Origin of the sequence: Protofrankia sp. CiP3, from assembly GCF_917627345.1 — a bacterium.
Taxonomy (GTDB): Bacteria; Actinomycetota; Actinomycetes; order Frankiales; family Frankiaceae; genus Protofrankia.
Window position 1 is genome coordinate 17,220 of sequence record NZ_CAKJTM010000034.1, and the last position, 25,770, is coordinate 42,989.

Genomic DNA, 25,770 nt, shown 5'->3' on the forward strand with positions numbered 1-25,770 from the left:
TCCTGCCGCCCCGCGGCGGCCCACTGCCCCCGTGACAGTGCAACGGTACGTCCTACGTTGGTACGTGCCGGTGGATCCTTGCGACCCGCTGTTCCAGCAGTACCCGCTGGCCGGCCCGACCCGCCTCGCTCCGCCGGGCGACAGGCCGCGGCCACGCCGGCCAAATGGCTGGTGATCCGGGCAAACACGATGATGGCCATGGGTCACCACCGCGATTGACACGGGCACTACCGGTACGCTTTCCCGGTGCGAGAAGACCTGCTGTCCGCCTTGGCTGAGCGCGTGCTGGTAGCCGACGGCGCCATGGGAACGATGCTGCAGGCCGCTGATCTCAGCCTCGACGACTTCGAGAACCACGAGGGCTGCAACGAGATCCTGAACGTGACCCGTCCAGATGTGGTGCGGGCAGTACACGACGCCTACTTCGCTGTCGGGTGTGACGCAGTCGAGACGAACACGTTCGGAGCTAACCTCGCCAATCTCGGAGAGTACGGCATCGCTGACCGTATCGGGGAACTGGCCGAGGCCGGCGCCCGGATCGCCCGTGAAGCTGCCGACTTCTGGAGCACGGCCGGCCATCCCCGGTTCGTCCTCGGCTCGGTAGGCCCTGGGACGAAGCTGCCCACGCTGGGGCACATCACGTTCCCACCGCTGCGGGACGCCTATCAGCGGCAGGTCGCCGGGTTACTCGCGGGGGGCGTCGACGCCGTCCTGGTGGAGACCGCGCAGGACCTCCTACAGGCAAAAGCGGCGATCATCGGGGCGCGCCGCGCGATGGCCGCCGCCGGCCGGCAGGTCGCCCTCATCGCGCAGGTCACCGTGGAACTGACCGGGACGATGCTACTCGGTTCAGAGATCGCCGCCGCGCTCACGGCGCTTGAGCCGCTCGGCATCGACCTGATCGGTCTGAACTGCGCGACCGGGCCGGCCGAGATGAGCGAACACCTGCGTCACCTGGCCCAGCACGCCCGGGCCGGGCTCTCGGTCATGCCGAACGCCGGCCTACCGGTGCTCGGCCGCGACGGCGCCACCTACCCGCTGACCCCGGCCGAGCTCGCGGACGCGCTGGACACCTTCACCCGTGACTACGGCGCCGTGCTGGTCGGCGGCTGCTGCGGGACCACGCCCGAACACCTGCGCCAGGTCGTCGAACGGATCTCCGGCCGGGGCGTGGCCCCACGGCGACCAGCCCCTGAAGCCGCCGCGGCATCGCTTTACCAGGCTGTGCCGCTGCGCCAGGACACCTCGGTGCTGATGGTGGGCGAACGCACCAACACCAACGGTTCCAAGGCCTTCCGCGAGGCATTGATCGACGGCCGATGGGACGACATCATCGAGATCGCCCGCACCGCCATCCGTGAGGGCGCACACATGATCGATGTCTGTGTCGACTATGTCGGCCGGGACGGCAGCATCGACATGCGGGAGGTCGCCGGCCGCTACGCCACCGCATCCACGCTGCCGGTGATGCTCGACTCCACCGAGCCCGCGGTTATCGAGGCGGGGCTGGAATGCCTCGGCGGGCGCTCGGTGGTGAACTCGGTCAACTTCGAAGACGGTGCGGAGCCAGGGTCTCGCATCGCCACCGTCATGCCGATCATTCGCGAACACGGCGCGGCCGTTGTGGCGCTGTGTATCGACGAGGAGGGCCAGGCCCGCACGGTCGAGTGGAAGGTGCGGGTGGCCGAACGTCTGATCACCTACCTGACCGGGCAGTGGGGGATGAGCGAGTCCGCCATCCTCATCGACGCGTTGACCTTCACCCTCGGCACCGGGCAGGAGGAGTCACGCGGTGACGGCGCCGCCACCATCGAGGCCATCCGGGAGATCAAACGACGCCATCCCGACGTGCGGACCATCCTCGGGCTGTCCAATATCTCCTTCGGCCTGAAGCCGGCGGCCCGGGTGGTGCTCAACTCGGTGTTCCTGGCCGAGTGCGTCGGCGCCGGGCTGGACGCGGCGATCGTGCACGCCTCGAAGATCCTGCCGATGTCACGCATCCCGGATGAGCAGCGTGCGGTCGCGCTCGATCTGGTCTATGACCGGCGTCGGGACGGCTACGACCCGCTGACCAGTTTTCTGGACCTGTTCGCCGGTATCGAGAGCGGCGGAGGTGGGCCGAGCCGGGCCGAGGAACTGGCCGCCCTGCCGCTGGACGAGCGGCTCAAGCAGCGGATCATCGATGGTGAGCGGACCGGCCTGGAAGCCGATCTCGACGAGGCGATGCGGTCGCGGGACCCATTGGCAATCATCAATGACACCCTGCTCGACGGTATGAAGGTCGTCGGCGACCTGTTCGGCTCCGGCCAGATGCAGCTGCCGTTCGTCCTGCAGTCCGCGGAGGTCATGAAGGCCGCGGTCGCCCACCTCGAGCCGCACATGGAGAAGACCGACAGCCGCGGCAAGGGCACGCTGGTACTGGCCACGGTCAAGGGCGACGTCCACGACATCGGCAAGAACCTAGTGGACATCATCCTGTCGAACAACGGTTACACCGTGGTCAATCTCGGGATCAAACAGCCGATCAGCGCGATCCTGGACGCGGCGGCGGAGCACACCGCCGACGCCATCGGCATGTCCGGGCTGCTGGTGAAGTCAACCGTGGTCATGAAGGAGAACCTCGCGGAGATGAACGCCCGCGGGGTGGCGGCCACCTGGCCGGTGCTGCTCGGTGGCGCCGCGCTCACCCGTGCCTACGTCGAGGCGGACCTGGCCCAGCTGTACGAGGGCGACGTCCGTTACGCCCGGGACGCCTTCGAGGGACTGTCCCTCATGGACGCGGTCATGGCGGCCAAACGGGGCGAGGCGCCGCCACTCGGGGACGACCCGCACATGGCGCAACGCCGCGCCCGCCGGGAGCGCACCGAACGGATCAAGGCCACGCGGGCCGCGTCCCGCGCGGGAGAGCCCGTGGCCGAGCTGCCGCCGCGTTCGGACGTGGCGATCGACAACCCCGTGCCGGTGCCACCGTTCTGGGGGGACCGGATCGTCAGGGGCATCCCGCTGGCCGACTACGCCTCCTTCCTCGACGAGCGGGCGACCTTCCTCGGCCAGTGGGGGCTGCGCGGCACCCGCGGCGGCGAAGGAGCGTCCTACGAGGAACTGGTGGAGACCGAGGGACGTCCTCGGCTGCGGATGTGGCTCGACCGCATCGCCTCCGAACAGATGCTGGAAGCCGCCGTCGTGTACGGGTACTTCCCGTGTGTCAGCAAGGGCGAGGATCTGATCGTCCTGTCCGCCGACGGTGGCGAGCGGGCCCGTTTCAGCTTCCCGCGCCAGCGCCGGGACCGCCGGCTGTGCCTGGCCGACTTCTACCGGTCGGAGGAATCCGGCGAGGTGGACGTCGTCCCCTTTATGATCATCACCATGGGCCGGCGGATCAGTGCGGCCGCGGCCGAGCTGTTCGCCGCCGACTCCTACCGGGAGTACCTGGAGCTGCACGGGCTCTCGGTCCAGCTCACCGAGGCGTTGACCGAGTACTGGCACAAGCGGGTCCGCTCCGAACTGCTGCTACCGGATGGCACGCCCGTCGGCGCCGCCGATGCCGACGATCTCACCGGGGTCTTTCGGCAGAACTACCGCGGATCCCGTTACTCCTTCGGCTACCCGGCCTGCCCCGATCTGGAGCAGCAGGTCGGGGTGTTCGAACTGCTCGATCCGGGACGGGTCGGTGTGGAGCTGTCCGAGGAGTTCCAGCTCGTGCCGGAACAGTCCACCTCCGCGATCATCGCGCACCATCCCGAGGCAAAGTACTTCGCGACCTGACGCGACCTGATATTCAGGGCAGATGAGCGTTGACGATGCTGTCGCGGCCGTCCTGTTCGACATGGACGGCCTGCTGGTCGACACCGAGCCACTGTGGACGGTGGCCGAGCACGAGCTGGCGGAACGCCTCGGCGCCCGGTTCACTCCCGAGATCAAGGCCGCGATGATCGGGCACGGCGTCGACACCGCCCTGCCGCTGATGCTGTCGATGCTCGGGGTACCCGACGCCGACCCACACGCGGCCGCCCGCTTCCTGATCGAGCGGACCGCCGAACTGCTGGGCGAGCCCGACCGGATCGTCCCGATGCCGGGTTCCATCGCGCTGCTGGACACGCTGGCTGGCGCGGGGATCCCGACCGCGCTGGTGTCGTCGTCGTTCCGCGTGCTGATGGATCCCGTCCTCGCCGTGATCGGCCTCGACCGGTTCGCGGTGACGGTCGCCGGGGACGAGGTGAGCCTGCGCAAGCCGCATCCCGAGCCGTACCTGAGGGCAGCCGGGCTGCTGGGGGTGGCAGCACACCGCTGTGTGGTCCTCGAGGACAGCGAGGCCGGTGCCCGCGCCGGCATCGACGCGGGCTGCGCGACCGTTCTCGTCCCGTCGTTCCCGCTCGCGCCATCAGCGGTCACCGCCCGCTCGACCGTGCTGTCGAGTCTGCACGAAGTCACCATGGGCCTGCTCGGCGGGCTGGTCGCGCCACCAGCTGGAAAATCACGACTTTTTACGGACAAATAATCCTATACTTGATCCATGCCATCCTTACCTCGCTTAACGGATATAGCGGCCGGTTTCCGCGCGCTCGCCCTCGCGATATGCACGATCGGGCTGCTCCCGGTCGCCCTGGTCGCGACCATAGTGCCAGCCGCCCGGCCCGCCGCGGCCTCGACAGTGGGGCCGGTGGACATAAGCGGTTCCGCACCGATTCTTGTCAACACGCCGGCACTGCTGCCAGCGCTTCCGATCCCCTACACATCGCCGCACCCGACCGCCTGCGCGGATGGCAGCCTCAGCTGCGTCGACACCACAATAAGTAATATGATTAATCGATTCGCGCCGTTGGCCGCCGGATGCGCCCACAGCGCCGTCTTCTCACTCGCCTATCTGCGTACGACCGAGGAATACCGGCGAGCCGCGGCCCAGCCCGGATTCTTCGCCGACGTCGCCTATGTGACCACCGAGGACACAATGTTCGCGGGGGAGTACTTCGATGCCTACGACGCCTGGGCCCGCGGCGACACCGCACAGGTGCCACGCGCGTGGCGCATCGCCTTCGATGCCGCTGACACCTCCGCCGTGTCCGGTGCCGGCGACCTTCTTCTTGGCATGAACGCCCATGTCAACCGCGACCTGCCATATGTACTGGCCGCGCTGGGCCTGGTCACGCCGGATGGCGCGAGCCGCAAACCGGATCATGACAAGGTCAACGTCTTCCTCAACCAGGTCGTGGAACCGCTGCTGGACGAACTGGCGGCCCGCTTCGACCCGTCGACCAACGATCTGTCCACTCCGCTCGGGATCAGCTGGACGGCGCTCATGCAGATTCTGGAGACATGGCGAGAGTCCGCGTGGACGAACGCCGAGCGGCTCGTCAGAGCGCAGACTCCGCAGGACTGGGCAGCCGTGGCCAATCAGATCGAGGCCACGGCGGCGACGACAGCCGCCACCGTCAAGGCGACCTACGCGTACCATCCGCCCCTGACCAGCAGCACCAGCCGCGATTCCTACTGCGCTGTCCATCACGGCTGACCCCGCCGGTCTGGGCTGGTTGCGCTGCCTGGCTGGTTGCGACGCCTGGTGCACGGGGGTGGGACACGCAGTTGCGCGGATGTCGGAGAATCCGTGTAGAGGTCCGTATGACATGGGGGACGGTGTTGCGCAGTGTCTGTCTTAAATCAGCCTGGATCGAATCACTCCGCGGACGCGGGTGGCATAGGTGACCGTGGCGGAGCCGCGATCGGTCAGGGCCACACCACCGAACAGGCCACGGCTCCTCCGCTGTTGGACACCTTGAGTGAGGTTGTGTTCCGGACCGACGCGCAGGGCCACTGGACCTACCTCAACCAGGCCTGGACGACGCTGACCGGGTTCGAGGTCGATGCCAGCCTCGGCACCGGTTTCCTGGAGTACGTCCATCCAGACGAAGTGGAGCACACCATCGCGCTGTTCATGGCGGTGGTCGAGGGCGGAGCCGATCACTGCCATCATGAGACCCGGTACCGCACCCGGGACGGAAGCTACCGGTGGGTGCAGATACGGGCCAGCGTTCAGCGCGGCCCCGACGGTGAAGTGATCGGCAACGTCGGGACAATCATAGACACCACCGGCACTCGAGCCGGCTCGGTGGCGATCGGTGAGCACAATGCCATGCTGGAGCTGGTCTCCCAGAATCTCCGGCTCGACGGGGTGCCGGTAGGGGTGATCATCTACGACCATACCCTGCGGATAGCGCGCAGCTCCCTGGTGGTCAACCAGCTTCTTGGTGTCCCGCAGGATTGCGGCGACCCGCTCCAGCAGCTCGTTGACCTCCTGCGGCCGAGCGACAACAAGGGGCAGACGCTGGGGGGCGACTGGGGGATGGTTGCGGTCGCGCTGCAAACCGGCATGCCTCAGCTCGGTGACTTCGACCTGATCCACGGTGCTGGAACAGGCCGGTCACTGCGGCTGTCAGTGATCCCGTTCTCCTATCAGGAGAAGATCGCGCTGGCAGTCATCTTCTCGGACGTCAGCGACCTGCGCAGGGCTGAGCGCCACCAGGCGGGTCTGGCTCTGCTGGGCCAGCACGCGCTGTCCGGTCTCGGTCTGCCGGCCTTGCTCGTCAAAGCCGGCGAACTGGTCACGTCGACCCTTGATGCCGCGCTGTGCGACCTCCTCGAAACTGAGGAGGCCACGGACGGCGAAGCCAGGATGACCGCCCGGGTATCCGTCGGCCGGCCGGCGGGCGCGCGATCCCTCGGCTCATTGCCAGCTGCCCCGACATCGCTGCTGGGCCAGATCCTCAGCGGGGATCAGCCATTGCTGATCGACAAGTCGGATCCCACCACCCGCGGGAACAGCGAAGACGGGCAGTGGCCGTGGATGGACGGCTGCCGCGCCACCGTCGGGGCGCGTATCGGCCCGGTCGGGCGCGCGTTCGGGGTGCTGGCCGTCCACAGCACCACGCCACGGCGGTTCATGCTGGACGAAGTGCACTTCGTCCAGGCCGCGGCGAATATGCTCGCGCTGGCCGTCGAGTTGTCCCGCGCTCAAAACGATCGGGAGAGACTCGCGGTTTACGAGGACCGGCACCGTATCGCCCGAGATCTGCACGATGTCGTCATCCAACGGCTGTTCGCGACCGGGCTGCAGCTCCAGGCGGTCGGGAGGGCTGTCGCGGGTGAACCGGGCGTGCGCCTGAGCGGGGCGGTCGAGGAACTGGATCAAACGATCGACGAGATCCGCCGTACCATCTTCGCGCTGAGTCCGCTGAGCACACACATCGGTGACCTGCGGGCCGAAGTTCAGCGGATCGTCACACAGGCGGAGGCCTACCTGGGCCTGACGCCCATCGTCCGTCTGGAGGGACCGATCGATGACGGCGTGCCCAGGCCGATACATCAGCATCTGCTGGCCGCGCTGCGCGAGGCACTCGCCAACATCGCCCGCCATGCGCAGGCCGACCACATCGCCGTCCGGGTGAGCGTCAGCAGCGATGACGTCCTGGTCGAGGTCCACGACGACGGACGCGGACCGGGCAGGGCGGCCCGCACCGGCGGTCTCGCGAACCTGTGCCAACGGGCGCTTGGCCTCGGTGGCCGGATGGAGTTCGGGCCAGGGAACAACGGCACCGGAAGCACGCTGACCTGGCAGGTACCCCTCGCGTGGCAGGCGTCCGAGTCGTAACGCGATTTTTTATTCGCACACTTTTTCTTATATAAGAAATATTCTTATACTGATTTTTAAGCTAAGGGCCCCGGTAGTCACATCCGTGCCGCCAACCGGTCACCCCGGCATGCCCACGCCCGTGTTCCCGCCGTGGGATACGGTCGACAGCCACCGGGAAACCCATGCCCCACCAGCCCGCTGACACAGTTACCTGCCAGCGGGCTGGTGGTGATGCCGCTGGTCACGGGTTTCTGATGCGTCTGAGACGATTTTCTTCCACTATGGATAGGCAGGACAGGGACGTAGTAGGCCTGTGTCCACTACCTCAGCAAAGGAAGAGCAGCAAAGGAAGAGCGTCGAACAGGTGCGCATCATCCGGCGCGCCGCGCCAAGGAGGTGAATCGTGTCTGTCTCTATGCTCGATCAACGCGGATCGGAATGACATTTTTTATGCTAATTGGCTCAGCATCGCCCCGGCACGTCCTGACCGCGCCGCTAGCCCGGCCCGATGTCATCGAACGTGCATTCCCAACAGCTGGTGACGGTGATCCGGCCAGCCGACTGGACATACTGCGGCATCTGCATGCCTACTACACGGCTTACCTCGCTGGCGCGCAGGACTTCGAGCGCGTCCCGTGCCTCAACACCGATCCACAGATTCGGGAGATCGAACGGGCCTGGCACACGTCGCGTGAGTCGCGGGTGGACCTGGCGAGGTTACCCCGCTCGGTCGACGAGTTCCAGGAGTGGTTTCTCACCACCGCCAGGAACCACGAGCAGCCCGACTTCTGCCGCTACCTCGAGCATGAGGCCAGCCTGCCCGAGATCGCGCTTTTCGTAGCGGCCGAGGAACTGGTCGACGGCAGATTCGACGATCTGGTCGCCTTGGCTCAGGTAGGTCTTTCAGGCGCGGCAAAGATGACCATCGCGGAGAACTACTGGGACGAGATGGGGCGTGGCGATCCGAGCCAGGTCCACACACGCCTGTTCGCCTCTTCCAGCGCCTACATGTCGAGCCTGCTTGCCGCCCACGGCGCCGGCATCGATGATCTGGAGTGCGCCGAAATCTACGAGAACGCCTGCCTGCTGATGTCCTATGGCATCCACCGCCATCTCATCCCGCGTGGCCTGGGCGCGATGGGAGTGCTGGAACAGAGCGCGTCGCCGCGCTTCGAGGCCATGGTCCGCGGCTGTGCTCGGGCCGGGGTGCCGGATGCGGCCATCGAATACCAGCGCCTACACATCAATGTCGACGCGGACCATGGGAAAGAATGGCTTGAGAACGTGCTTCTAGCGCTCGCCGGCACGTCACCGGCGGTCCTTCGGGAGATCTGTCTCGGCGTATGTATCCGTGAGGCCACAATAATGGGACCGGTCCGCTCTGTCACCCGGGAGCTGGGTACGGTCGGTTACGCACACGGCAGTATCGCCGCCGAGCTCGGGGTCACCGCCACGCCGGGGTCACCCTGGGACTCCTTCGCACGGTCCTGGAACGACCTGCCCTTCGACCGCTACATGGCCGACCACGGCCGCTACCGGCAGCGTCGATACGCCGAGTTCCACGTCGTTCCGGTCAGCGGCACCGTCGAGCTGCTGCCGCGCCGCGCCTACACACAGACCACGACGACGAACTATCTTAACGGCGGGATTGAACGGCTTTTCGCGCCCATGAAAGCCGTAACAGCCAGCAGCCCGGTGCTTCGTACAGCGCTCTGCTGGGCCTGCGGCGAGCTGCAGGCATTGACAGGCCACCCGGCCTGGTTCGCCCAGGTCTTCCAGAACCGGATCATCTGCGGCCCCGGACTCATCGGTAAGCCAACGCCAGAAGGCGCCCACCATGACGGTGTCGACTACGTCCTGACGGTTATGGTCGAACGCCACCAGGTAGTGGGAGGTGTCAGTGTCCTTTACCACGACAGCGACCACAGAAAGCTCCTGGAGCTAGAGCTCGACGAAGCGGGCAGATTTTTATTCAACAACGACAAAACGACCCTGCACGCCGTTACGCCTATCAACAACATCTCGCCGCCAACCGAAGGGCATCGGGATGTCCTGATAGCAATTTTTACCCACATGGAAGACGGCAAAATTCCACTGACGGGATGACAAATATGGAGATAAAATTCCAGGATCTGGCACACGATGACGAGGACCTGGTCATCGAATTTCTCGTCGAACTCTACCCGATGGTGTCCGAGGCGGTCCTACGTAAGCGCTTCAGCACTATTTCCTCCGCCGGGTGGCACTGCACAGTGGTGCTCGTTGACGGTGTGCCGACCGCGCTCGGGGGCTACTGGATACAGACTCGCTTCTGGTGCGGGCGTTACATGTACCTTGACCACTTCGTGACGCACAAATCACGACGTTCGCTGGGGGTCGGCAGAGCGCTGCTCGACCACCTCCTGCAGCGGGCCCGCGACGAGAACTGCGAAACGGCCTGTTTCGACTCCTTCATCGCCAACGAAAGAGGGCAGAAATTCGGGCATCGTGCTGGCTTCGAAAACGTCGGCCTCCACTTCGTCCTGGACCTCACCAAGCCCACGGCCTCGCCACTGGCAAGCAACAAAACCAAGCCCGTGGCCCCACTGTGGGCAGGCAACAGGACGTCCTGAGCTGCCTTGCGGATACCCGTTGATCCGTGCATACGGCGCCGAGGACTCGGTGCGGCACCCAGCACGTCAGACAACGACACTCCACGCGGCGACCTCGACAAGCATGTCTCGAACACAACTGTCCGCAGCCTTCACCTGACTTCAACTGATGATAAGGCCGAGATCATGACCGATCCGACCGCCACGGCGAACCCCTATGCGCGTGACGTCCTGTTCAGCCGGATGCTGGGAATCATCGACGAGACCGAACTGAAGACCCTGGCCACGAAGACAATCGCGGTACCGGGCTGCGGCGGTGTCGGTTATACCCATGCCGAGACACTGGTACGCATGGGGGTCGGCGGGGTGCACATCGCCGATTTCGACACTTTCGGCCCGGAGAATTTCAGCCGCCAGTTCGGCGCCACCGTGCACACGGTGGGAGCACGTAAGGCGGACGTGCTTGAGGAACGTCTCCTGTCCATCAACCCGGAATTACGGATCCGGAAGCTCGAGGGCATTTCCAAGAAGACGGTCGACGAGTTCCTCGACGGTGTCGACGTCGTCTGCGATGCCTTGGACTATTTCGTCCGGCGACAGGTCAGTATAGAAGCCTCCTGGACGCAGGCTGCCCTATGACGTCATGAATTTCGGGCAACCCGTGGGATCCTGTCTGTGTCATCGCGCCGCCCCAGTGGCGCGATGACACAGCCGGACAGTCCCATCCTCGGGCGCGCTAAGTGGTCGCGATTGCCCGCAGGATGTCCATCTTCGCGGCCCGGCGGGCTGGGAAGATGGCCGCGAGGACGCCGAGTAGACCGCCTATGATCACGACGGTGACGATCGTCCCCAGCGGGTAGGCGAACGCGTTGATACCCTGATCCTTGAGAGCAAGGGTCAACGCCCAGCCAAAGAAACTACCGACGGCGACCCCGAGCACCGCTCCGAACACGGCGATCACCACCGCCTCGAGCCGTACCATCCTGCGTAGCTGGCGTCTGCTCATGCCGACGGCGCGCAACAGCCCGATCTCCCGGGTCCGTTCGATGACGGAGAGAGCCAACGTGTTGACGATCCCGAACAGCGCTATCACGACGGCTAGCGCCAGCAGGACGTAGACGAAGCCCAGCAACTGGTCGACCTGCTTCTCCTGCTGCCGGACGAACTCGGACTGGTCACGCACCTGCACGTTGGGATACGACCGAGTAACGGAGCTGATTTCATTCCGCACCTGGTCGATTTTCGCGTCCGAAGCAATCCTGACCATGACGAACATGTCGAGGTCGGAATTGTAGTGTCGGCTGAACTCACTCAGGGAGACGAGGTACTTGCCAGCTACCTGGCTTTTCTTGTACGTCCCGGCGAGGGTGAGCGTGGTCGGGCCATCCGGGAAAAGCACCGGAACCTGCTGACCGACGGCGAACCCGTCAGCCGTCACGGTGTCACTATCCATGATGATGGTCCCGTTGCCAAGCTTGGCGAGATCCCCGTTCACCTGGTGCAACGCGAGCAGCTGCGGCAGGGCGACCGGGTCACCCGCCAGGAGCGTCGTCTTCTTCCCCTTGATTTCAGCGATGTCCGACCGCAGCCCCGTGACCAGGTCGATACCCGGCCTGCCCCGCAGGGAACGGGCTATCTCGGGGCTGAACCCCTGACCGAAGCCCGAACCAGCCAGGTAGAAGTCCGCACCGAGGCTGTTACTGACCGTTTCCTTGACTGAATACTTGATAGATGCGCCGAGTACCGAGAAAGCGCTGACCAGCGCAAGGCCGATCATCAGCGCGGATGCCGTCGAGGCGCTGCGGCGCGGGTTACGCATCGCGTTCTCGCGGCCGAGGCGGCCGGTGGCACCGAACACAAGGGGGAGGGGAGCGCCGATGAACCTGGTGATGGGCCTGGCAAGCAGCGGGGAGAGGGTGGCGATACCGAGGAAGCACAATCCGGCACCGATGCCGACCACCGCGGCCCCGGACTTCCCGGTGACAGCGGTCAGCCCGTATACGAGAAGAAGCGCGCCGATCCCGCTCAGGGCGCACCCAGCCATGCCACGGATACGCAGGGAACGCGTGGGCAGGACGAAGGTCTCGCGCATCGCGGCCACCGGCGGGACCGACGCGGCTTTGCGCGCGGGAATGAAGGCGGCGACCGCCGTGACGACAATTCCGACAGCATAGGCGACGATCACTGTTCGGGGCCGGAAGACCAGCCCTCCGCTGGGTAGTGACACCCCGAACGCCGCGATCGCCACGCGCAGCAGAAGGGCCAGCACCGCACCGAGCAGCAGCCCGGCAGTCGCGCCGACGAACCCGACGACGCCCGCCTCAAACTGGACTGAAAGCCGTACCTGGCGCCGGTTTGCGCCCAGCGCCCGCAGCAACGCAAGCTCCCGGACCCGTTGGGCCACCAGCATCGTGAAGGTGTTGAAAATGATGAAGGCACCCACGAAAACCGAGATTCCCGCGAACACCAGCAAAAACGTGGAGAAACCGCCGACGGCTTTTTGTACCGCGTTCGCGTTCTCATCGGCGAGCTGTTTGCCCGTGATCGCCTCGACGCCCGCGGGCAGGACCCTGGCGATCCGATCGCGAAGCTCGGTCTGGGACAGCCCGGCGACGGCGGCGACTCTGATCGAGGTGAACTCGTCCGGAGCCAGCAGCACGCGCTGCGCGGTTGGGGTGTCGAAGGCGATCACCGTAGCACCGCCGACGCTGTCCTGCCCGGACACCCGAAACGTCCCGACCAGGGTGTAGACGGCGGGCGTGCCCTTGGTCAGCACCGTCACCTGGTCGCCGATCACCAGCCCTGCCTTGTCCGCGCTGCCCTTGTCCACGACGATCTCCTGGCCGTGCGGCTCCCGGCCCGAGGCGATGTCGACCGCGGACAGCGGCGTGCCACCATCCCAGCTGGTGCCGATCCCAGGCGCGCCGCCGGTGTCACGGACCTTGCCGGTGCGGGGGTTGACGAACACGGCTGTTCCATCAACATCGCCGATGGCCGCCCGGACACCCGGCACGCCTTTGATCACTTCCAGCAGGGAGCCGGGAACAGGCCGGTTGGGGCTGTTCCCAGCGGAATCACCGTCCACTGCGTTGATCGTCCGAACCGACACGCTGATGTTCTTGGTGACGTTGGCGAACAGCGTGTCGAAGGTGTGGTTGAGGGTGTCGGTGAGCACCAGCGTGCCGGTGACGAAACTGACCCCGGCCACGACCGCAAGGGCGGACAACACCAATCGGAGCTTGCGGGCCAGCAGGATCTTGAGGGTGGTACGCAACATTGTTCAGGCCCTGCCCGCTGGTCCGTGGCCGGCACTTCCGTCCAGGGCCGCCGGTTCCTCATCCGGCCAGGCCTGCCCCGCGGCCTGGTCCGCCCGGCCATCCTCCCCCGTATCGGCCTTCTGCTGGAGCTGGTCGAGGTGTTTCATCCGGTCAAGAACGCTTTCGGCGGTCGGGTCCGGCATCGAGCCGACGAGTTTTCCGTCGGCGAGGAAGACAACCTCGTCGGCGAAGGAAGCCGCGGTGGGATCGTGGGTGACCATCACGACGGTCTGCTTGAGATCACGCACGGAATGCTGGAGGAACGACAGCACCTCAGCGCCGGACCTGGAGTCCAGATTGCCGGTGGGCTCATCCGCGAAGATGATATCCGGCCGGGTGACCAGCGCGCGGGCGCACGCGACCCGCTGCTGCTGGCCGCCGGAAAGCTCGGACGGGCGATGTCCCAGACGTGGCGCGAGGCCGATCGCATCGATCACCTGCCGCATCCACGCCTGGTCGGGCCTGCGTCCGGCGATGTCGAGGGGAAGCGTGATGTTCTCCGCGGCGGTCAGCGTCGGCAGCAGGTTGAACTGCTGGAACACAAAGCCGATGCGGTCACGGCGAAGGTGGGTGAGCTGCTTGTCCGACAACCGGGACAGATCCACATCACCGACGAAGACCTGGCCTCGGGTCACGGTGTCAAGGCCTGCCAGGCAGTGCATCAGAGTCGATTTCCCCGACCCGGACGGCCCCATGATCGCGGTGAATCGCCCGCGGGGAAAAGAGACATCGATGTCCCGCAGCGCGGTGACCGCGGTCTGCCCGGATCCATAGATCTTGACCAGCCCGGCGGCCCGCGCCGCGGGAACCGCCTCCATTCCCGTACCGAGCCCGCCGTGGGCCGGATTCGAGGAGGCCACCGGCCTGGCGGAAGGAGCGGAAGGATCAGTGCCGGAAGCCCGGCCCGCTCGGCTCATGAAAAAAGCTCCCTTCGAAAGCCACGGTGACGCCACCTTTGGCCGATTATGCGCAAGATCCTGTCCGGCGGATCATCAATACCACCGCGATACCGCCGTCCCCGGTACTGTCCCATCCACGCCCGCCCGTCCCGTCAGCCGCTTCACCGTTGCCCCGGCAGAGGCGGATCCGCATTGCCGCCAGACGGCAGAAGAACCGAAGATTCGCCTGCCGCGGACTTCAGTGAATCCCCGCCGCGCGTCGTTGTCCCCCCACTGTCAGCCAGCTGCCTCACACACCGTCGGCGCGGGTTCATGGGCACCCGCGCCGCCCTCGCCATCGGATACGGGCAGCGGCGGTGGCGTGCCACCGAACGCCGGGCACCGGGCCTTGTGATCGCACCAGTCGCACAGCTTGCTCGGGGTTGCCCGCCAGTCACCCGTGTGGCGTGCCCGGCTGATCGCCGACCACAGCGCGCCTATCTTCCGTTCGGTCGCCCGCAGGTCCGCCTCATCGGGGGCGACCCGCAGCCAGGTACGGTCCGCCAGGTAGTAAAGCCGCAGTTCACGAGGGACCACACCGCGGATCCGCCAGACCAGGTAGGCGTAGAACTTCAGCTGGAACAACGCCGAGCCCTCAAACGCCTGCCCCGGCGCGCGCCCGGTCTTGTAGTCGATGACCCGTAGCGCCACCCCGTCCGGGGTCGTCGCCTCGTCAAGCCGGTCGATATATCCGTGCAGGCGTACTCCGGAATCGAGCACGTGCTCGATGTAGAGCTCCCGGGCGGCCGGCGCCAGGCGGGCCGGATCCTCCAGGCTGAAGTACCCGGCCAGCAGCACCCGGGCCGAATCCATCCACACCGCCCGCTCGGCGTCGTCGGCGAACAAACCGCCGAGTTCTGGTTCCCGAGTGACCAGATCACGCCAGGCCGGCTCCAGCAGCGCCTCGGCCGTGGCGATCGTGCGACCGGCCGGAGGATGATCGAACAGCCGCTCCAGCACGGAATGGACGACCGTTCCGCGCACCGCGGCCGAGCTCGGGGGCTCGGGCAGCCGGTCGATCACGCGAAACCGGTAACGCAGCGGGCAGCTCATGAAGTCACCCGCCCGCGAGGGCGAAAGCGAACCGACGACGCGAACCTGATCCGGCGAGGAATGATCATATGGAGACGGAGTCTGCCCACCGGATGTGCCGGCAGCCGCCGTAGAAGGCTTCATGGCTGTGGACCATAAGCCGCCGCTCCGACAATCCAGCCGCCGTCTGGGGCGGCAGCCCGCTCAGCCGGCGCCCCCGGACAACGGCCCACCATAAAGCCCGGGGTCCCCGGATCGCGGCGGAGCCCCCACCCACCACCAACCCGATCAAGCGCCATCGCCAACGGCGATGACGCGCCCCCCGAACAACGACCCACCATCAAGCCCGGGGTCCCCGGATCGCGGCGGAGCCGCTATCCGGGGGAGGCCGTAGCATCGCACACATGGCCGATCAGCCGGACCGGATCCACCGTGTCACCCCCCCTGCCGCAGGCAGCGGCAGCGGTGGTGACCAGCCCCGTCACGCACCCGGTCTGCTCATCGGGCGGGTCCGCGGCGTACCGGTGTACCTGTCTCCGTTGGCGCTCGTGTTCGCCGTCATCATCTGCTGGCTGCTGATCGGTCCCAATCGGGACCGATTGCCGGATGTCGCCGACAGCCGCCTGTATCTGTTGGCCGCTATCACCGCGACCGGATTCGTCGCCTCCCTGGTCATCCATGAGCTCGGCCATTGCCTCATGGCGCTGGGGTTCGGTCTCGGCGTCCGGGCGGTGACCGTGCACGGATTCGCCGGGTTCACCGAGATATCGCCGGAGCCGCAGACACCGGTCCGTGAATTCCTGGTGGCCGGTGCGGGTCCGGCCACCAACGGTCTGCTCGCGGGTGTGGGTTTCGCTCTGCTGACGGTGGTGGACAGCGGTACGCAGCCCGGTGTCGTCATCCTTGACCTTACCGTGACGAATCTTGCTCTCTGCGTGCTGAACCTCGCGCCCGGCCTGCCCCTGGACGGAGGCCGGCTGGTCGTGGCCGCCGTCTGGGGCGCCACCAAGAACAAGCTCCAAGGCATCCGGGTCGGCGCCTACGGCGGTTTCCTGGTCGCCGTCCTGCTGGCGCTGTGGGGCCTGTTCGCCCCCGGTAGCGACTTCGGCGGTGTCTACCTGCTCGGCGTGAGCGCGTTCATCGCGGTTGGGGCGTATCAGCTGTTGCGGCAGGCTCAGATCCACATGCGCCTGCCCGGAGTATCCGCCGGCCGGCTCGCGCGTCGCACGCTGCCGGTGGAGGGTGCCGTGCCGCTCGCCGAGGCACTGCGGCGGGCGCGTGAGCTCGGCGCGAGCGCGGTGGCCGTCGTCGGCTCCGACGGGACACCGCTCAAGGTCATGAACGGGTCGGCCGTGGACGCCCTGCCCGAGCATCGCCGGCCGTGGATGACCGTGGACGAGGTGAGCCGGACGCTTGAGCCCGGCATGGTGCTCGACGCTGAGCTGGAAGGCGAGGATCTGTTGGCAGCTGTGCGCGGCACACCGGCGTCCGAATACCTGGTGACGCAGGGCGGCCGCCCGGTCGGCGTCCTCGCCATGGTCGATCTGGTCGCTCGCATCGACCCAGCGAGCGCTGCCCGGTCGGCGGTCCGCTCGTGAACCGGCCGCCGACCGGCGCGGCGCACCGCCGCGGCGCATTCACCAAGGGCGACCGGGTGCAGCTGACCGACCCCAAGGGGCGGCGCCACACCGTCCTGCTCGAGCCCGGCCGCCAGTTCCACACCCACTCCGGCGCCATCGAGCACGACGACCTGATCGGCCGGGACGACGGCGTGGTCGTGACGAGCACAGGCGGGACACCGTACCTGGCGCTGCGTCCGCTGCTGACCGACTTCGTCCTGTCGATGCCGCGCGGCGCCGCCGTGGTCTACCCCAAGGACGCCGCGCAGATCGTGGCGTACGCCGACCTCTTCCCGGGCGCGCGGGTGCTGGAGGCCGGGGTGGGCTCGGGCGCGTTGTCATGCTCGTTGCTGCGGGCGGTCGGCGATACCGGGCAGCTGGTCTCCTACGAACGGCGGCCCGACTTCGCCGAGATCGCCCAGAAGAACATCGAGGCCTTCTTCGGCGGGCCGCATCCCGCCCACACGCTGCGGGTGGGGGATCTGGCCGAGGCGACCGAGCGCGACATGGACCGGGCGGTGCTGGACATGCTGGCCCCGTGGGAGGTGCTGGACGCGGTCAGCGCCGCGCTGGTGCCGGGCGGGGTCGTCTGCGTCTATGTGGCCACCACCACCCAGCTCGCGCGGGTGGTCGAGGCACTGCGCGAGTACGGCACGTTCGCCGAACCGGCGGCGTGGGAATCGATGATGCGCACCTGGCATGTGGATGGGCTGGCCGTACGCCCGGACCACCGGATGGTCGGGCACACCGGCTTCCTCGTGACAGCCCGGCGGCTCGCGGACGGGGTCACCCCGCCACCGCGGCGACGGCGCCCGGCGAAGGGCGCACGACCCGACGTGACCGAGCAGACGTCCCCAACGCCCGGTTCCGCGCTGTCGGATTCCCGACAGGGGGCAGAATCTGTCGTAAGTTGATCCACGCTACGGCTCCCCGCCGGGGAGCGCGTCGCGCGACAGCGCGTTGCGAAACAGACGGTTCAGCTGCCCGGCCCGGCCTCGAGGGTGCCGTCGGGACGCTGCACGTAGATGCAGCTGCCCGGGCAGTCGTCCGCTGCCGCGACCACATCGCCTACCAGTGGCAGTGGTACCGGTACCGATTCACCGGGTTTCGTGCGCAGCAGCCCGTCCGGCCCCTTCACGTACGCCAGCCCGTCAACATCGAACTCGAAGACGGTCGGAGCGAACTGGACGCAGAGTCCGTCTCCGGTACAGGCGTCCTGGTCGATGCGCACCCGCAACGCCGGCGCTGTTGTTGGTCCGGTGAGATTCCTGGGCGTTGCCACAGAGCTCCGATCTTCTGTCACCATGGCACCGTAACTCGCTGTTTACGGCAAAGCAGGCTCGTAGTCGTCAGACAGGCGTGCCAGCGGCGGTCACAACGGTAGTGTTGGGTGCGTCCCGGTCAGCACGGGGGAGGTGGAGGCGCGGTGTCCGGTCCCCGTTCGGGCTCTGGCTCCGGTGGGAGCTCGGGTCGTCCAGGTGATGGAGATTCACGAGCGTCGGCATACGAGAAGGAAGTGCACGAGCTCACAACTCAGGTCGCCTTCCTTGAGGAGGAGGTGGCCATGCTGCGGCGGAGACTCAACGAATCCCCGCGGCAGGTCCGTGCTCTTGAGGAACGATTGGCTGAGACACAGGCGGATCTCGTCGGTGTCAGCGGGCAGAATGACAAGCTCGTGGCCACGCTGCGCGAAGCTCGCGACCAGATCATCGCGCTGAAGGAAGAAGTCGACCGGCTTGCCCAGCCGCCGAGCGGCTATGGGATCTTCATCGGGTCCTACGACGACGGCACGGTCGATGTGTTCACCCAGGGCCGCAAGTTGCGGGTAACGGTGTCGCCGAACGTTGGCGTGGTCGATCTGAGCCCTGGGCAGGAGGTCATGCTCAACGAGGCCCTCAACGTCGTCGACGCACGGGCGTTCGAACGCCATGGTGAGATCGTCCTGCTCAAGGAGATTCTTGAGAGCGGCGATCGGGCTCTGGTCATCGGCCACACCGACGAGGAGCGCGTGGTCATGCTCGCCCAGCCACTGCTGGACGGACGGCTGCGGGCCGGTGACTCACTGCTGGTCGAGACCCGGTCAGGGTACGCCTTCGAGCGCATCCCCAAGTCCGAAGTGGAGGAGCTGGTTCTCGAGGAGGTCCCGGATATTGGCTACGAACAGATCGGCGGCCTCAAGGGCCAGATCGAGTCAATCCGTGACGCCGTCGAGCTGCCGTTCCTCTACAAGGATCTCTTCCTTGAACACAAGCTGAAGCCGCCGAAGGGCGTCCTGCTGTATGGCCCGCCCGGCTGCGGCAAGACGCTCATCGCCAAGGCGGTGGCGAACTCGCTCGCGAAGAAGGTCGAGGCACAGACCGGCCAGGGCAGCGGACGGGCGTTCTTCCTGAACATCAAGGGCCCGGAACTGCTGAACAAGTACGTGGGCGAGACCGAACGGCAGATCCGGCTCGTGTTCCAGCGGGCGCGCGAGAAGGCGTCCGAGGGCATGCCCGTGATCGTGTTCTTCGACGAGATGGACTCGATCTTCCGGACCCGCGGCTCAGGAGTGTCCTCGGATGTCGAGAACACGATCGTTCCGCAGCTGCTCAGTGAGATCGACGGCGTCGAGCAGCTGGAGAACGTGATCGTGATCGGCGCTTCCAACCGCGAGGACATGATCGATCCGGCGATCCTGCGGCCGGGGCGGCTGGACGTGAAGATCAAGGTCGAACGCCCGGACGCCGAAGCGGCCAAGGACATCTTCGCCAAGTATGTGACGCCGGATCTCCCGTTGCATCCGGAGGATCTCACCGAGCACGGTGACAGCCGGGAGGCGACCTGCCAGGGGATGATCCAGCGGGTTGTCGAACGGATGTACGCCGAGACGGAGGAGAACCGCTTCCTCGAGGTCACCTACGCCAACGGCGACAAGGAGGTCCTGTACTTCAAGGACTTCAACTCCGGCGCGATGATCGAAAACATCGTCGCCCGCGCCAAGAAGATGGCCGTCAAACAGCTCATCGAGGGAGGCGTGAAGGGGCTGCGCATGCAGCACCTGCTCAACGCCTGCATCGACGAGTTCAAGGAGAACGAGGACCTGCCCAACACGACCAACCCGGACGACTGGGCGCGTATCTCCGGCAAGAAGGGCGAGCGGATCGTCTACATCCGCACGCTCATCACCGGCACCAAGGGCACCGAAGCCGGCCGGTCCATCGACACGATCGCCAACACGGGCCAGTATCTGTAACCGATTTTCGCGGTGGAAGCCCGGACGCCGGGTGACAGGGCGCTGTGCCGGTGGTGGGCAGGACGGGACCTCCCGTCCTGCCCACCACCGGTGTTCCCCGCTGCCTCCGTCTCGTGACGCGCCCCCAGCCCCGCTCGTTGATCTATTTCCCCTGTGCCGAAGCCGCTCAACGGTCCCTCGTCAGCCGCAGCCCTCAGCCGCATCGCATCGCATCGCATCGCGCAGACCATGATTTTTGCGTCCGCCCTTGATCGCTTATATGCCCGGGGCAGGACTGTCAACGGCTCGTATGTCGTTGGCAGCATGCCGCTCGGCCTGTTTCCGGAGATCCGCCAGACCGTCACGCACAGTCAGCCATCGAATCCAGGTCTCGGTACGGCCGCAAAACACCTACGCTGAGAGTGTGAGCGTTCGCCGGATCATGGGAGCCGAGACCGAGTACGGCGTGTCGGTGCCCGGTCAGCCAACCACCAACCAGATGCTTGCCTCGTCGTTGGTGGTCAACTCCTACGCCAGCCGACAGGCAACCGGCACGAGCCGGGCCCGGTGGGACTTCGAGGAGGAGTCACCGCTGCGCGACGCACGCGGCTTCGAGCTTCCCCGCGAACCCGCGGTCGATCCGTCGGCTCCCGCCAACGAGGACGACCTGGGGCTCGCCAACGTCATCCTCACCAACGGCGCGCGCCTCTACGTCGACCACGCCCACCCCGAGTACTCCACCCCCGAGGTGACGAACCCGCGCGACGCGGTGCTGTGGGACAAGGCCGGGGAGCGGGTCATGGCCGAGGCCGCCCGGCGGGCGCTGTCCGTCCCGGGCACGATGCCGGTGCACCTGTACAAGAACAACACGGACAACAAGGGCGTCTCCTACGGCTGCCATGAGAACTACCTCATGGCCCGCTCCACACCGTTCGCCAGCATCGTCCGCCACCTCGTGCCCTTCTTCGTTTCCAGGCAGGTCGTGTGTGGCGCCGGCCGGGTCGGCATCGGCGTGGACGGCCGGGAGGCCGGTTTCCAGCTGAGCCAGCGGGCCGATTTCTTCGAGGTCGAGGTCGGCCTGGAGACAACCCTGAAGCGTCCGATCATCAACACCCGGGACGAGCCGCATGCGGACCCGGAGAAGTACCGCCGGCTCCATGTGATCATCGGCGACGCGAACATGAGCGAGATCTCGACCTACCTCAAGATCGGAACTACCTCGCTTGTCCTCGCGATGATCGAAAGCTCCTGGCTGGATGTCGACCTGACCGTCGACAACCCCGTGGCCGGCCTGCGGGCGGTCTCCCACGACCCGTCCCTGCGCCACCTGCTGACCCTCGGGGACGGCCGGAAGATGACCGCCGTCCAGCTGCAGATGGAGTACCTGGAACAGGCCCGCAAGTACGTCGAGGACCGCTTCGGCACCGACCTGGACGCCCAGACCGCGGACGTGCTGGCACGCTGGGAATCAGTCCTGGTCCGTCTTGAGGACGACCCGATGAGCTGCTCCCGGGAGCTGGACTGGGTCGCCAAGCTCGCCATCCTGGAAGGCTACCGGGCCCGTGACGGTGTCGGCTGGGACGCTCCGCGCCTGCAGCTGGTCGACCTGCAGTACTCCGACGTCCGGCCCGACAAGGGCCTCTACAACCGCCTGGCCGCCCGCGGGCGGGTCGACCTGCTCCTTGACGAGGACGAGATCGTCCGTGCCATGACCGAGCCCCCGCACGACACCCGGGCGTTCTTCCGCGGCCGCTGCCTGGCGCTGTATCCGCAGCAGGTCGCCGCCGCGTCCTGGGACTCGGTCATTTTCGATGTCGGGCGTGACTCCCTGCAACGGGTACCCACCCTGGAGCCGCTGCGCGGAACCCGGGCGCACGTGGGCGAGCTGCTGGCCCGCTGCCCGACCGCGCTGGACCTCGTGGACGCGCTCGCCAAGGGCTGACCCACGGCCTCGTGGCCCCGCGGGGGCATCGGCAACCGGTCATATCCTGACAAGGGAGATTGCGCCTCCGCACGGTGGCGTGGGAGGTGGCCAGCGGCGTATTGCGCCGTGGGCGGACGTCGCGACGTGCGGGCCGGATCGTGATGAAGTGGTGCTCGACGTGGCCCCGTGAAGTCCTCGACGTCGCTGCCGCCATGGCGAGGTTGACGGCGGCGCCCGCGAGCGGTTCAGGATGGCGGAGCCCGGGGATAGTGTCGCTTCATCACGATCGAAGGAGGTCTCATGCCTACCAAGGACACCGGCGGCGGCCAGCAGCGCTCGGGGCGCAGGGCGGACCAGAGCGACGAGGTCGAGGTCGAGGAGTCCAGCGCCAGCGACCTCAAGGAAAGGCACGAGAAGCTGTCCGAGGACGTCGATTCCCTGCTCGACGAGATCGACGACGTACTCGAGGAGAACGCCGAGGAATTCGTGAAGGGCTACGTACAAAAAGGGGGGGAGTAAGAGGCTCCGGCAACAGGGCTGTCCGGCTCGCGCCGCCCGGTCGGCGCCTCGCGCCATCGCTGCCCGTCCGTTGCCGCGCGATGCACGGTACGGCTCGTCGGTCGCCACCCTACCGCCTCCGGTGAGTCTCTGTGCCGCTTCGCGACCCATCCACCCGGACACCGCTTCCTGATCGAACGGCCTCCTGCCGGAGCCCGCAAGCGGCACCTGTTCTCTGATCACAGCAGGCCGCACGGGAATGAGCCTGCTGACATGCCGGCTCCGACGCTGGCTGGATCACGTGACATCGTGTGCGGCAACGGCACCGTTGGTCTCGGGAACCGCACCGACGACCGGCGACCGCCGGCCGGAGCAATCAACTATCTGAAGGGGGATTTGTGGCTGATCCAGCGGGAGTCGCGGGGCGTCTACCGTCTGTGTTCATGACACCGGGAACGTCGTCGTTCACCGAGTTCCTGGCCACGGCCGCGCCCGATCTGCTGCCGGGCGCGCGCGAGCGGCTGCCGGTCGCCGCCACCGAGGTGGCCCACGGCACGACGATCGTGGCGGTGGCGTTTCCCGGCGGCGTGATCATGGCCGGTGACCGCCGCGCGACCATGGGCAATGTGATCGCACAACGTGACGTCGAAAAAGTGTTCCACGCCGACGAGTACTCCTGTGTCGGATACGCGGGCACGGCCGGGATCGGCGCGGACCTCGTCCGCCTGTACCAGGTCGAGCTCGAGCACTACGAGAAGATCGAGGGCTCGACCCTCAGCCTGGACGCCAAGGCCAACCGCTTGTCATTCATGATCAAAAATAATCTCGGGATGGCTCTGCAGGGACTCGCGGTCGTCCCGTTGTATGCCGGTTACGACCTCGACACCGGCAAAGGGAGGATCTTCTCCTACGACATCACCGGGTCGCGGGCCGAGGACAGCTCCTTCCAGGCCATCGGATCCGGCTCGGTGTTTGCCCGCGGCGCGCTCAAAAAACTCGTCCGGGCGGACCTGACCGCGACCGAGGCGGTGCGGGTCTGTGTCGAGGCCCTGTACGACGCCGCCGACGACGACTCCGCGACCGGCGGTCCCGACCTCGTCCGCCGTCTCTACCCGGTGGTCGCCTCGGTTACCGCGGATGGCTTCCGCCGCTTCCTCGACGACGAGGTGGGCGCTGTCGTCGAGGCCGTCGTCGCCGACCGCATGACGAACCCGGGAGGCTGACATGACCATGCCCTTCGGCTACGCCAGCCCAGAACAGCTCGTCCGGGACAAGTCCGAGTACGCCCGCAAGGGCATCGCCCGCGGCCGTAGCGTCGTGGTGCTGACCTACACCGACGGCATCCTGTTCGTCGCCGAGAACCCCTCGTCGACCCTTCACAAGATCAGCGAAATCTACGACCGGATCGCGTTCGCCGCGGTCGGCAAGTACAACGAGTTCGAGAACCTGCGGACTGCCGGCGTGCGCATGATGGACGTCCGCGGCTACATGTACGACCGCCGCGACGTGACCGGGCGAGCGCTTGCCAACTGGTACGCCCAGACACTCGGCACCCTGTTCACCGACAGCATCAAGCCGTACGAGGTGGAAATCGTGGTCGCGGAGGTCGGTGAGCGGGCCGAGGACGACCAGATCTACCGGCTCACCTACGACGGGTCGATCGCGGACGAACGTGGATTCGTGGCCATCGGCGGGCAGTCCGAGCAGGTCAGCGCATCCCTGAAGGAACATCACGCGGACGGCCAGCCGCTTGCCACCGCGCTGCGGGCAGCCGTGAACGCGCTGCGGGCCGGCACGCCCGCGGGCGGTAACGGTGACCGCGCCCTGTCCTCGGCGAATCTTGAGGTGGCCATGCTCGACCGCACCCGCAATCGCCGGCTGTTCAAGCGCATCTCCGGCACGCAGCTCGACGTCCTGCTCGCCGAAACCGCGGACAAGGACGGCCGCTAGGAAGGGTTCCGAAAGCCGCCTCACGCAATCGATCATGTTGCGGCACACCGACAGGCCATCGCGTACGCCTGGCCTGTCGGCACCGGCCGGTCCGGGATGCCGGGCTTCCGCAACACGCACTGGTGCCCGGCCCACCGACAACGGCCAATGCGGCTGATAGCGGCGATGATCCGGGAAGTGGCCCGCGGGGCGGCGGGCAACGGGCTCCCCAGCCAGCGCGAAGCGGTGGCTGGGGTACGGCGGGCAGCGGTGCAGGCGGCGGTGGTGCAGGGGCGGGTGTGCCTGCACCACCGCCGACGGTCCCAGTGCTATCCCGGGGCCACCTGGCTACGGAGCCAGCTCAGCGTCCTGCTCCAGGCGTCCCCGGCCGCCTCGGGGCGGTAGGCCTCCGCACGGTCGTCGCTGTGGAAGGCATGTCCCGCGCCAGGGTAAACGATCAACGCGGTCGGTACCGCTGACCTCGTGGCCGCCGCCCGCAGCGCCTCGATCTCCGCCCGGCTGATCAGCGCGTCGTCCTCACCGTAGAGACCAAGCCACGGCGTGCGCAGCGAGGGGGCGATCTCCACCAGGGGCGCGGCCCCCTCCCAGTACGGCGTGCTCACGCCGCCGCCGTAGAACGACACAGCCGCGCCCATGCTGTGACGGGCCGCGGTGCTCAGCGCCACCGTCCCGCCCATACAGAAACCGATCACCGCTGTCCGCTCGGGGCCAAAGCCGTTGTGCGCGAGATGGGCCAGGCACGCGTCGATGTCCGCCGCGATGGCCGGGCCGGTCAGGGTACCCATCCGCGCGGCCGCGGTAGGCCAGCCACCCGCCGGCTCGACCTCGGCGAAGCCGTCCCGGTGGTAGAGGTGCGGTGCCACGGCGAGCCAGCCGGTCTGGGCCAGCCGTGCGCAGACCGAGGTGAGGTAGGACGTGATGCCCCGAGCGTCGTGCACCACGATGACCCCGCCGTACGGCGGGTCATCCGCGGCCGGCGCCACCACAGTGGCGGGAACAGCGCCGCCCAGCATCGCCACAGTCCGCAGCTGGCCGTTCTCCGACTGGTTGATCTCCGACGTCATGT

At 66.9% G+C, this 25,770-nt stretch carries 19 protein-coding genes; 14 read left to right on the forward strand and 5 right to left on the reverse strand.

Annotation, left to right across the window (positions count from 1 at the left end; genetic code table 11):
• Positions 1 to 303: 303 nt before the first annotated feature.
• From metH to MJ797_RS13755, 7 genes are all read left to right on the forward strand, one after another.
• The gene (gene metH, locus MJ797_RS13725) at positions 304 to 3,765 is read left to right on the forward strand and encodes a methionine synthase (RefSeq protein ID WP_374582177.1); all 3,462 of its coding nucleotides are present in this window, start codon (positions 304 to 306) and stop codon (positions 3,763 to 3,765) included.
• Positions 3,766 to 3,787: 22 nt separating this feature from the next.
• The gene (locus tag MJ797_RS13730) at positions 3,788 to 4,498 is read left to right on the forward strand and encodes an HAD family phosphatase (protein WP_239334773.1); all 711 of its coding nucleotides are present in this window, start codon (positions 3,788 to 3,790) and stop codon (positions 4,496 to 4,498) included.
• 15 nt (positions 4,499 to 4,513) lie between these two features.
• A complete protein-coding gene (locus MJ797_RS13735; protein WP_239334775.1) occupies positions 4,514 to 5,509 on the forward strand; it encodes a DUF5995 family protein in 996 nt (331 codons plus the stop codon).
• A 132-nt stretch (positions 5,510 to 5,641) separates the two neighbouring features.
• Positions 5,642 to 7,642 carry a PAS domain-containing protein gene (locus MJ797_RS13740; protein WP_239334777.1) on the forward strand — a complete coding sequence of 667 codons (2,001 nt, stop codon included), beginning with the start codon at positions 5,642 to 5,644 and terminating at the stop codon, positions 7,640 to 7,642.
• Between the two features lie 432 nt (positions 7,643 to 8,074).
• Positions 8,075 to 9,730 (forward strand): 2OG-Fe dioxygenase family protein, encoded by a 1,656-nt coding sequence (locus MJ797_RS13745; protein WP_239334779.1) that lies wholly within the window; start codon positions 8,075 to 8,077, stop codon positions 9,728 to 9,730.
• A gap of 5 nt (positions 9,731 to 9,735) precedes the next feature.
• Positions 9,736 to 10,236 (forward strand): GNAT family N-acetyltransferase, encoded by a 501-nt coding sequence (locus tag MJ797_RS13750; protein ID WP_239334781.1) that lies wholly within the window; start codon positions 9,736 to 9,738, stop codon positions 10,234 to 10,236.
• A gap of 165 nt (positions 10,237 to 10,401) precedes the next feature.
• On the forward strand, positions 10,402 to 10,854 hold the full coding sequence (locus MJ797_RS13755; RefSeq protein WP_239334783.1) for a ThiF family adenylyltransferase: 453 nt from the start codon (positions 10,402 to 10,404) through the stop codon (positions 10,852 to 10,854).
• A gap of 97 nt (positions 10,855 to 10,951) precedes the next feature.
• Here MJ797_RS13755 and MJ797_RS13760 read toward each other — a convergent pair whose 3' ends face one another.
• The 3 genes from MJ797_RS13760 to MJ797_RS13770 form a co-directional block, all read right to left on the reverse strand.
• The gene (locus MJ797_RS13760) at positions 10,952 to 13,492 is read right to left on the reverse strand and encodes an ABC transporter permease (protein WP_239334785.1); all 2,541 of its coding nucleotides are present in this window, start codon (positions 13,490 to 13,492) and stop codon (positions 10,952 to 10,954) included.
• Positions 13,493 to 13,495: 3 nt separating this feature from the next.
• Positions 13,496 to 14,449, reverse strand: a complete 954-nt coding sequence (locus MJ797_RS13765) for an ABC transporter ATP-binding protein (RefSeq protein ID WP_239334787.1) — start codon at positions 14,447 to 14,449, stop codon at positions 13,496 to 13,498.
• A gap of 258 nt (positions 14,450 to 14,707) precedes the next feature.
• A complete protein-coding gene (locus MJ797_RS13770; protein ID WP_374582164.1) occupies positions 14,708 to 15,523 on the reverse strand; it encodes a RecB family exonuclease in 816 nt (271 codons plus the stop codon).
• A 383-nt stretch (positions 15,524 to 15,906) separates the two neighbouring features.
• On the opposite strand from MJ797_RS13770, the gene MJ797_RS13775 reads away from it, so the two are divergent.
• Together MJ797_RS13775 and MJ797_RS13780 are read left to right on the forward strand one after the other, a co-directional pair.
• Positions 15,907 to 17,100, forward strand: a complete 1,194-nt coding sequence (locus tag MJ797_RS13775; RefSeq protein ID WP_239334789.1) for a site-2 protease family protein — start codon at positions 15,907 to 15,909, stop codon at positions 17,098 to 17,100.
• Positions 17,097 to 18,035 (forward strand): tRNA (adenine-N1)-methyltransferase, encoded by a 939-nt coding sequence (locus MJ797_RS13780; protein WP_239334791.1) that lies wholly within the window; start codon positions 17,097 to 17,099, stop codon positions 18,033 to 18,035. The genes MJ797_RS13775 and MJ797_RS13780 overlap by 4 nt, the downstream gene beginning before the upstream one ends.
• A gap of 62 nt (positions 18,036 to 18,097) precedes the next feature.
• On the opposite strand, the gene MJ797_RS13785 is transcribed toward MJ797_RS13780, so the two are convergent.
• Positions 18,098 to 18,427: a ferredoxin gene (locus MJ797_RS13785; protein ID WP_239334793.1), complete on the reverse strand. Its 330-nt coding sequence runs from the start codon at positions 18,425 to 18,427 to the stop codon at positions 18,098 to 18,100.
• Between the two features lie 120 nt (positions 18,428 to 18,547).
• On the opposite strand from MJ797_RS13785, the gene arc reads away from it, so the two are divergent.
• From arc to prcA, 5 genes are all read left to right on the forward strand, one after another.
• The gene (gene arc, locus MJ797_RS13790) at positions 18,548 to 20,353 is read left to right on the forward strand and encodes a proteasome ATPase (RefSeq protein ID WP_239311194.1); all 1,806 of its coding nucleotides are present in this window, start codon (positions 18,548 to 18,550) and stop codon (positions 20,351 to 20,353) included.
• A gap of 403 nt (positions 20,354 to 20,756) precedes the next feature.
• A complete protein-coding gene (dop, locus tag MJ797_RS13795; RefSeq protein ID WP_374582167.1) occupies positions 20,757 to 22,274 on the forward strand; it encodes a depupylase/deamidase Dop in 1,518 nt (505 codons plus the stop codon).
• A 282-nt stretch (positions 22,275 to 22,556) separates the two neighbouring features.
• Positions 22,557 to 22,775 carry a ubiquitin-like protein Pup gene (locus MJ797_RS13800; protein WP_239334796.1) on the forward strand — a complete coding sequence of 73 codons (219 nt, stop codon included), beginning with the start codon at positions 22,557 to 22,559 and terminating at the stop codon, positions 22,773 to 22,775.
• Between the two features lie 377 nt (positions 22,776 to 23,152).
• Complete coding sequence (gene prcB / locus MJ797_RS13805) at positions 23,153 to 23,977, forward strand: proteasome subunit beta (protein WP_239311192.1); 825 nt, start codon at positions 23,153 to 23,155, stop codon at positions 23,975 to 23,977.
• 1 nt (position 23,978) lies between these two features.
• Positions 23,979 to 24,704 carry a proteasome subunit alpha gene (gene prcA, locus MJ797_RS13810; RefSeq protein WP_239334798.1) on the forward strand — a complete coding sequence of 242 codons (726 nt, stop codon included), beginning with the start codon at positions 23,979 to 23,981 and terminating at the stop codon, positions 24,702 to 24,704.
• Between the two features lie 308 nt (positions 24,705 to 25,012).
• Here prcA and MJ797_RS13815 read toward each other — a convergent pair whose 3' ends face one another.
• Positions 25,013 to 25,768 (reverse strand): dienelactone hydrolase family protein, encoded by a 756-nt coding sequence (locus tag MJ797_RS13815; protein ID WP_239334800.1) that lies wholly within the window; start codon positions 25,766 to 25,768, stop codon positions 25,013 to 25,015.
• Between the last annotated feature and the right edge of the window lie 2 nt (positions 25,769 to 25,770).

Coding starts and splice junctions, on each gene's coding strand:
- MJ797_RS13735 (WP_239334775.1), top strand. CDS start 4,514: ATGCCATCCTTACCTCGCTTAACGGATATAGCGGCCGGTTTCCGCGCG.
- MJ797_RS13760 (WP_239334785.1), bottom strand. CDS start 13,492: ATGTTGCGTACCACCCTCAAGATCCTGCTGGCCCGCAAGCTCCGATTG.
- MJ797_RS13800 (WP_239334796.1), top strand. CDS start 22,557: ATGCCTACCAAGGACACCGGCGGCGGCCAGCAGCGCTCGGGGCGCAGG.
- MJ797_RS13770 (WP_374582164.1), bottom strand. CDS start 15,523: ATGAGCTGCCCGCTGCGTTACCGGTTTCGCGTGATCGACCGGCTGCCC.
- prcA (WP_239334798.1), top strand. CDS start 23,979: ATGACCATGCCCTTCGGCTACGCCAGCCCAGAACAGCTCGTCCGGGAC.
- MJ797_RS13765 (WP_239334787.1), bottom strand. CDS start 14,449: ATGAGCCGAGCGGGCCGGGCTTCCGGCACTGATCCTTCCGCTCCTTCC.
- metH (WP_374582177.1), top strand. CDS start 304: ATGGGAACGATGCTGCAGGCCGCTGATCTCAGCCTCGACGACTTCGAG.
- MJ797_RS13755 (WP_239334783.1), top strand. CDS start 10,402: ATGACCGATCCGACCGCCACGGCGAACCCCTATGCGCGTGACGTCCTG.
- MJ797_RS13750 (WP_239334781.1), top strand. CDS start 9,736: ATGGAGATAAAATTCCAGGATCTGGCACACGATGACGAGGACCTGGTC.
- MJ797_RS13775 (WP_239334789.1), top strand. CDS start 15,907: ATGGCCGATCAGCCGGACCGGATCCACCGTGTCACCCCCCCTGCCGCA.
- MJ797_RS13730 (WP_239334773.1), top strand. CDS start 3,788: ATGAGCGTTGACGATGCTGTCGCGGCCGTCCTGTTCGACATGGACGGC.
- MJ797_RS13815 (WP_239334800.1), bottom strand. CDS start 25,768: ATGACGTCGGAGATCAACCAGTCGGAGAACGGCCAGCTGCGGACTGTG.
- MJ797_RS13745 (WP_239334779.1), top strand. CDS start 8,075: ATGCTAATTGGCTCAGCATCGCCCCGGCACGTCCTGACCGCGCCGCTA.
- MJ797_RS13785 (WP_239334793.1), bottom strand. CDS start 18,427: ATGGTGACAGAAGATCGGAGCTCTGTGGCAACGCCCAGGAATCTCACC.